The organism is Pseudofrankia coriaricola (genome assembly GCF_001854805.1).
Taxonomy (GTDB): domain Bacteria; phylum Actinomycetota; class Actinomycetes; order Frankiales; family Frankiaceae; genus Pseudofrankia.
Genome location: NZ_MBLO01000125.1, coordinates 252865 through 260733, shown reverse-complemented (window position 1 = coordinate 260733; position 7869 = coordinate 252865). Strand labels below are relative to the sequence as shown.

5 protein-coding genes are annotated in these 7869 nt (G+C 68.3%); 3 read left to right on the top strand and 2 right to left on the bottom strand.

What is annotated here, in order from left to right; genetic code table 11:
• A partial coding sequence (locus BCD48_RS52330; protein ID WP_241841847.1) for a toll/interleukin-1 receptor domain-containing protein occupies positions 1–1057 on the bottom strand: 1057 nt, incomplete at its 3' end.
• Between the two features lie 894 nt (positions 1058–1951).
• On the opposite strand from BCD48_RS52330, the gene fxsA reads away from it, so the two are divergent.
• The 3 genes from fxsA to BCD48_RS19030 are packed head-to-tail and all read left to right on the top strand — an operon-like array spanning position 1952 to position 5267.
• Positions 1952–2149 (top strand): FxSxx-COOH cyclophane-containing RiPP peptide, encoded by a 198-nt coding sequence (gene fxsA, locus BCD48_RS19040; RefSeq protein WP_071049750.1) that lies wholly within the window; start codon positions 1952–1954, stop codon positions 2147–2149.
• 23 nt (positions 2150–2172) lie between these two features.
• Positions 2173–3429 carry an FxsB family cyclophane-forming radical SAM/SPASM peptide maturase gene (locus BCD48_RS19035; RefSeq protein ID WP_491677147.1) on the top strand — a complete coding sequence of 419 codons (1257 nt, stop codon included), beginning with the start codon at positions 2173–2175 and terminating at the stop codon, positions 3427–3429.
• A complete protein-coding gene (locus BCD48_RS19030; RefSeq protein WP_071049749.1) occupies positions 3426–5267 on the top strand; it encodes an HEXXH motif domain-containing protein in 1842 nt (613 codons plus the stop codon). Before BCD48_RS19035 ends, BCD48_RS19030 begins: the two co-directional genes overlap by 4 nt.
• Positions 5268–5283: 16 nt before the next feature.
• Here the strand turns inward: BCD48_RS19030 and fxsT are convergent, their stop codons facing one another.
• On the bottom strand, positions 5284–7818 hold the full coding sequence (gene fxsT / locus BCD48_RS19025; RefSeq protein ID WP_071049795.1) for an FxSxx-COOH system tetratricopeptide repeat protein: 2535 nt from the start codon (positions 7816–7818) through the stop codon (positions 5284–5286).
• Between the last annotated feature and the right edge of the window lie 51 nt (positions 7819–7869).

Here is a 7869-nt window from a genome sequence, read left to right as displayed (position 1 = left end):
GGAGGGTGCCGCTGGTGGTGTCCCAGACTCGCGCGGTCTTGTCCCAGGAGCTGGTGGCGAGCAGGGTTCCGTCAGGGGAGAACGCGACTGGCCCGACGGCGCCGGTGTGGCCGGTGAGGGTCGTTCGGAGGGTGCCGCTGGTGGCGCCCCATATCCGAACGGTCCTGTCGGCGGAGCTGGTGGCGAGCAGGGTCCCGTCAGGGGAGAACGCGACTGACCCGACGGCACCGGTGTGGCCGATGAGGAACGCGCGCGGAGTGCCGCTCTTGGGGTCCCATATCCGAACGGTCCTGTCGGCGGAGCTGGTGGCGAGCAGGGTCCCGTCGGGGGAGAAGGCGACGGCGTGTACCCAGTCGGTGTGGCCGGTGAGGGTCGCGTGGAGGGTGCCGCTGGTGGTGTCCCAGACTCGCGCGGTCTTGTCCCAGGAGCTGGTGGCGAGCAGGGTTCCGTCCGGGGAGAACGCCACGGTCTGCGCGCTGTCGGCGCGGCCGGTGAAAGTGTACCGGTGGGCAACAGTGAAGTGCCGCTCGATGGGTTGAGGTAGTGGGAAGGGGGGTTCGGCGCTCGGCGGTGCCGCCCCATCAGGTACCGGGAACGGCGGCGCGACGGGCGGCTTCGCGCGGTTCGCCACTGCGTGACCGACGCGCTCGAGGAGATGGCTGCGGGCGGCTTCTGGTGGCCGACCGAACAGGTCGATCCAGACGACGGTGCGCAGCAGGCCGGGCAGGTCGCAGTCCTCGATCCTTATGGGGAGCAGCTTGCGGGCGAAACCCTCGGGATCGGCCGCGCGCGCTGCACGCCATTCTTCCCCGCCGTACACCGACCGCAGATAGGCGGCGGACACCAGAGCGATGGTCCGCCGTGCATGGGCGATTCCTTGCTGAATGCGGAACATCCAGTCCGATCCAGGCACGAAGTCCCATGCCTGGATCAGCACTCGGTAGCCGGCGTCCTCCAGCTGCCAGGCGACCCACTCCGCCCACTCCGCGTCCGCGGCGGTGTAGGAGACGAAGAAGTCCCATTCATCCGGCTCGTCATCGATCCTCGTACCCGACACGTCACTGATCCTCAACCGCAGGAAGGGTTGGCCCGCACGCGGCCGTTGTCATAAGCGAAATATGACAGACGTGGGCAGCCTCGGGCTCGCCGCGCGCTACGCCCATCGTGACGCCGACGCCGACGCCTCGACCCGCCCGCCTCGAACGCGCGGTGCCACCGGTTCGCCGACATCACCGAGGCCCGGAGGACCAGGGCCACGTCCGGTCAGGACGCCCCCGCGGCGAACTTCTGGGCGGCCCGCAACCGCACCCGCTCCCGGCGAGCCCGCCCATGCGCGGTCAGACCGCCCCCATCCGGATACCTCACACACTCGGCGTCACCGCCACCAGCCCAGCGGACGCCCCCACCACCAGGCCATTGACCCAGACCTCAAGGATCTTCAGTCGATTCCGCGATCACCGGCTGCCTCGTCGAGACCGCCAGCTCTCCGTGCCCGCTGCCCACGCTCCGCTACCTTGAACGCTCGACAACATGGCCCACGACGTGCGCGACGTCGGTTTCCACGAGAACGTCCTCTCCTTTGGACCGCCGACCTCCGGTCACCTTGCGGGCCTATGCGCCGCTGTGATCAACACGGATACGCCGAGGCCGGCTACCCGATCGTCGTGAAGGCGGCCGCGTCCACACTGCCCAACGGCCGTGCTCGATCTCCATGGCGTCCCCTGGCAAAACCGCCAGGCCACGATCACGCGGGAGCCCCGGCTCGACCCGCGCACCGCGCACCGCGCACCGCGGTAATGGTTGCGCGGTTGCCAGCGAGATCAGACACTCGTAATTCCTACCAGGTAGTGTGTCGATCGGAGCGTTCGTCATGACGAGCCCAGCCCGTGTCTGCGGGCCTGCGTCGTCAGGCCGGCCGGCCACCGCCGCAGGCAACAGAAGGAGATCGCGGGTGAACGAGTCTCCGCCGGAGATCGTGACGGATCTCGTCGACCTGACAAAGGTCGACTTCGAGCGTCTGAGCTCGACAATTTCCGAGCAGGCCGGGGAGTCGGCCCCGGATTCGGCGCTCGCGCATTCCCTGCGACGGATACTCCAGGAGGCCCGGGATCCAGCCAGCGCGATTGCTGGTTTCAAGTCGTCCATCTGAAGGGCGGCTGGAAGAGAGAAAGGGTGCATCTCGTGGCCGTGCCGCTCACGGGACCCGGGACACCATCAGCAGGCGCGGCCGGATGGTCTCCAGGGGGGCCCACGGCCAGTGCGCCGCGGGAAATTGAACGGCGATCAGAACCTTTTCAGCAGTTCATTCTGAAGGTCGTGAGCCGCTGTAATCTTTCCTGCGACTACTGCTATGTCTACGAGATGGCGGACCAAAGCTGGCGGCAACGGCCAACCGTGATGGCCCTCGACGTTCTCGCGGTGGCGGCCCACCGGATCGGCGAACATGCCAATACTCACGGGCTACGCGCGGTGCGGGTAATCCTGCACGGCGGTGAGCCGATGCTGGCCGGGCCTGAGTGGCTTGGTGAGGCGCTGACTATTCTGCGGGCGGCCGTTCCCCGGCGGGTGTCCGTGAACGTCACCGTGCAGACCAATGGCCTGCTGCTGGACGACGAGATCCTGGCCGTGCTGCACCGGCATCGTGTCCGGGTGGGGATCAGCCTGGACGGCCCCGCCGCCGCGCACGACCGACACCGGACATACGCCAGCGGCAGAGGCAGCCATGCCCAGGTCATGGCCGCGCTCGCGCTGCTCGGCAACGAGCGTCACCGGGGGCTGTTTGCCGGCCTGCTGTGCGTCGTCGACCCCGCGAACGACCCGCTCGCTGTGTACGAGGAACTGCTGCGCCACGCACCGCCCGCGGTCGACTTCATGCTCCCGCACGGCACGTGGAGCGCGCCTCCTCCCGGCCGGACGCCCGGCGACCCCGGCACCCCGTACGCGGACTGGCTGATCCCGGTGTTCGACCGCTGGTACGAAGCCCCGCGGCGACCCACCGATGTCCGGCTTTTCTCCGAGATCATTCATGTGCTGCTCGGCGGACGGAGTGGCACCGAGGACATCGGCCTTACTCCCTCCAGCGTCCTCGTCATCGAGACGGACGGTGCGCTGGAGCAGGTCGACGCCCTCAAGGCAGCCTACCCAGGGGCCCCCGCGACGGGCCTGACCGTAGCCGACGGCCCTTTCGACCTCGCCCTCGGTCACCCGGCCGTCGTTGCCCGACAGCAGGGTGTGGCCGGGCTGTCGGCCGAGTGCCGCCGGTGCGAGATCCGGGACGTGTGCGGCGGTGGCTATTACCCACACCGCTACCGCGCGGGCTCGGGCTTCGCCAACCCTTCTGTCTACTGCCCGGACCTGCTGGCGCTGATCCGTCATATCCGTCGTCGCGTCCACGCTGACCTGGCCCGGCTTTCAAGGCAGGTCGAGTGAACGAGACGCACCGCCTGTTCAGGGCGGACTTCGACGCCCTGGCCGCCGGAGGCGGCGGGCCCTCGACATTGGCCGCCCTCTGGAAGATGCAGCTGAGTAGACGGATCTTGCTCGTGCACACGGTCGCCGAGGTAGCACAGGAGCACGCGCCGGAGGTCTTCGTCGCGGGCCGGTTCGCGGAAGCCCTCGCCGTGTTGGCGGAGACCCGCCGCGCTGTCCCGGACGCCGTCGCCGATGTGCTTCTGAATCCCCAGATCGGTGGGTGGATCATGCGCTGCCTGCGCACGATGCTGGATCCCGCCGGCGAACGATCCTCGGCGGAATCCGATCTCGGGCATTTCGGCGCTGTGGTGGCGGCGGCGGCCTGGCGGGCGGGCCTTCCCTTCGAGACGACGATCCGGGTGAGCCACGGATCGGTGATGATCCCGACCGTCGGCCTCATCAGGACCGAGATGCTGGACGGGTGGGGACGGGCACATGCCGACGGCTCGGGAGAGACACTCAGGATCTCGGTGGGCGACGAGACGGTTGCATCAGACGAAATGGGTCCGGTGGCCGGGTCACGGTGGCTGCCTCTGCGGCAGCTCCGTTGCGTTGTAGACGGACGGTCGTTGGAGATTGCGCTTGATGACGTCGACCCCTTCCGTGGGTTCGCCGGGCTCCGAAACGCGGACCGCCTGACGTCCACCGAGGCCGCGGTGTGGAAGGCGCGGCTGGACGAGGCATGGGAACTGCTTGTTCGGTACCTGCCGGACCATGCCGAGGCGATCGCCGCGGGAGTCCGTTGCCTGGTGCCGCTCGATCCTGGCCCAGAGAAGCGGAAGCTGAGTGCCACCTCAACCGACGCGCCCGGCGCCGTCGGCATGATCCCGCCCACGGACGGGCTCGACTTGGCCGTCACCCTGGTCCATGAGCTGCAGCACACGAAACTCGCTGTCCTGCAGGACGCGGTCCGGCTCTGCGGGTCGGACGACGAGCTTCACTACGCGCCGTGGCGCTATGACCCGCGCCCGCTCACAGGAATGTTCCAGGGGGTGTACGCCTACCTGGGTCTGACCGAATTCTGGGGTGTCTACCGCCAGGCGGCCGAAGGGCCGGGCGCACAGCTGGCGCACTTCGAGTTCGCGCGCTGGCGTGAGGCCGTCCGGCGGGTGATTCGATGGCTGCATGAATCCAGCCTCCTGACGGCGCTGGGCCGAGACTTCCTGGTCGGGATGCGGACGAGCATCGAACGGTGGTGTGCCGAGGCGGTGCCGGCGCTGCCGCTCGCGCTGGCGCGCGTTGCCAGTGCCGAGCACTGGACGAGCTGGCGGCTGCGCAACATTCACCCGGACCAGACGTGGATCGCGGCGGCGGCGGACGCGTGGTTGGCAGGCCAGCCTGGCCCCGACGGGCGAACAGCTCCGGCGACAGTCCGTCGCGGCCGCCGCGGTAAAGCCACGGAGCCGCACCTCGAGCTCGCCTATCTTCGACTTCGGGAGCCGGACCGCTTCGACGCCCTGCGCCGCGACCTCGGGAAGCGGGATGCTCTAGCCGCGGCCCTCCCTGGTGCAACCGTGGCCGACGTGCTTCTGGTGGCGGGTGACCATGTCGCGGCCACCCGCGCCTACCAGCGAGAAATTACCCGTACGCCAGAGCGGATCGAGGCCTGGACCGGGCTTGCGATCGCGCACCGCGGTCTGCGTACGGCAGGCCAACCGCTCCTCGTCGCTCGACCCGAGACAGTTCGCGCGCTGCACCTGTACATCGGCGAGCGCACCGGGACCGGTCCTGACCCGGAAGCGCTGGCGGGTTGGCTCGGTGAAAGCAGTGCGCAGACTCTCGACGAGCACGGCTAGGTCGGGCGACACGGGATCAGAGCGCGACGGGCTCGAAGTCGAAGTCCAGCCGCCGGCCCTCAACCGCGGCGACGACGTCAGGATGGGTCTCGTAAAGGACCTTGCCGTAGCGGTCAATCGTGTCGGCCGCCAGCTCGTCGGCCTCCTCTACCCGACCGACGTGGCGGAGGTCGAGCGCATAGTTGGTGGCGCAGACCAGAGTGTGCGGGTGGTTGGGCCCGAGCAGAGACTGGAAGCGGCGCAACGTGTCCGCGCCCGTCTGCAGCCCGAACTCCACGTCCCCGCTCTCCGAGATGGCGGTGGCGAGGTTGGTGACGCAGGTCAGCGTGTAGTGGTGGTCCGGACCCAGACGGTCGGTCAGGCCGGCGAGTGATCCCTCGAGTATCCGCCGGGCCTCGGCCGGGTCACCCATCTGCCGCCGCACGAGCGCGAGGTTGAGCACGCTGCCATAGGTGTATGGGTGGGTGCTACCCAGCGCCTGCTCGAAGCGGCCGACAGTCCGGTCGAAGCGATCGAACGCCTCGTCGGTCCGGTTGACGGCTCGCAGGGCGTTGCCCAGATTGAGTCCGGCGAAGAGTCGGTCGGGGTGATTCTGCGGGTGGCCCGCCGTGTATTTGTCGTAGGTGTCTTCGGCCAGCGCCAGCGCCGCGGGGAAGTCGCCGGCCTTGCGCCGGTTGACCGACAGGATTCTGGCCGCCCGCAGGGCGTCGCGATGCAGCTCGCGGATCGTGCCTCGGGCGATCAGCTCTCGGTAGAGGCCATAGGCCCGTTCGGCGGTGTCCCGGCCTTCCAGGTACCGACCGGCCTGCCGCTGGTCTCGGGCCAGAGTCGCCAGCGCCCATACGACATGAAGGTTGTCGTCGCCCCCGAAGAAGATCCTGCAGGAGTTGTAGTTGCGCTCGCTCAGTTCGAGCGCGAGCGTGTACTCGCTGGTAAGACCATAGTCGACCGCGAGGTTGTTAAGAGCGTAGAACGTGTTGAGGTGGTCGGCGAAAACCTCTCGGTGCAGCGCGACCGCTTCCTCGTCCAGTTCCTTGGCCGCCGCGAACTCACCCCGGGCACGAAGATCCGCGCCGTGTCCGCCGAGAACCGTCAGCGTGTCCTCGTGAGAGGGCCCCAGGGTGGCACGCATCTGCTCCAGGGTCGAGCGGCGCAGCTCGTACGCATCGTCGTACCGACCGGTCGTCCACAGCAGGTTGCACTTGTGTCCCGCCATGACCAGCACGTAACGGTTATCGGCTCCGGAGTCGGCGGACCAGCGCTCGATGGCACGGTCCGCCTCGACCAGGCCGATCTCGAAGTCTCCGGACGCGTACAGGTAGCGGATGACGTTGGTGAACAGCTCCCTGGAACCGGAATCCTGGCACTCGACCAGGGCGGAGCTGGTGACGTGCCCATACAACTCCGCATAGTCCGGCCAGAGCTTGGGGTCGTTCGGATTGCGCGGGTCCGCGACAGCGAGGATCAGATGGACGTCATGGCGGATCTTCTCCGCTTCTGCCGTGCCCAGCTCCTCCCGGACGAGTCGCTGGATAAGCCGGTGGACCTGGAGGGTGTTGGCGTTGTTGTCGATGCGCGCGAGGGCGTAGCGGCCGAGCTCGCGGGTCGCCCGGGCGAGCAGGATCCCGTCTGAAAGGAAGCCGCGCATCGGTTCTTCCAGGGCGAACCGGCCGTTGCTGAAAAAGTCCCGACGGATCGGCTCCGGCCCGAAGAACGCACACCGGCGAAGCAGCTCCAAAGCCTGCGGATTGTGTTCGCCGACGGTTGCTTTGGACACGCTCCATGCAGTGGCCACTGTCTGCGGATAGTCCGCCGGCAGATTTTCCGCCAACAGTTGGCTGGCCTTGTCCGCGAAGAGCGCGAGGTACTCGTCGACGGTCATGCCGCTCTCGTCCTGCAGAGCGCCGGCCTGCTCCAGGGCGAGCGGCAGGTCGCCCAGCTCCTCGGCGAGCCGGTCGGCGCTCTGCGGGCCGATACCCGGCACACGGCGCTCGAGGAACTCAAGGCTCTCCTCGCGGGTGAAGACGTCGACCTCGATCGTCTCGACCACGCTCTGCCAGCGGCGGTTGCGCGATGTGATGAGCAGGTGCCCGGTACCCTGCGGCTGCAGGTTCTTGAGATCCTCTGGCTGGTCGGCGTTATCGAAGATCAGCAGCCAGCGCGGGTGCGGCTCTCCCTTGCGCAGCGCGTCGAGCACGGCGGTGACCGCGTCCTCGGTCCGGTCCAGCGGAACGGTCAGGCCGAGACGGGGAGCGAGAGCGGCGAGGCCGGCCCGGATGAGACCGGGCTGGTCGGCCGACACCCACCAGACGACCTCGTACTGGCTGGCGTAGCGGTAGGCGTACTCCATTGCGAGCTGCGTCTTGCCAACGCCGCCGAGGCCATACACGGCCTGCGGGAGGACCGCGGTGGTCTTTGTCAGGAGACGCTCGCGCAGGTCAGTGAGCAGGTGCGTCCGACCGGTGAAGTTCTTGTTCCGCTGCGGGACGTTGCCCCATACCGTAGGCACCCGCTCTGTCCTGCCGGAGCCGACCGCCGGATCGATGCTCACCGCCACTTCCCTCCGCCCCGCTGCGCATACGACATTCGGATTGTATCCCGC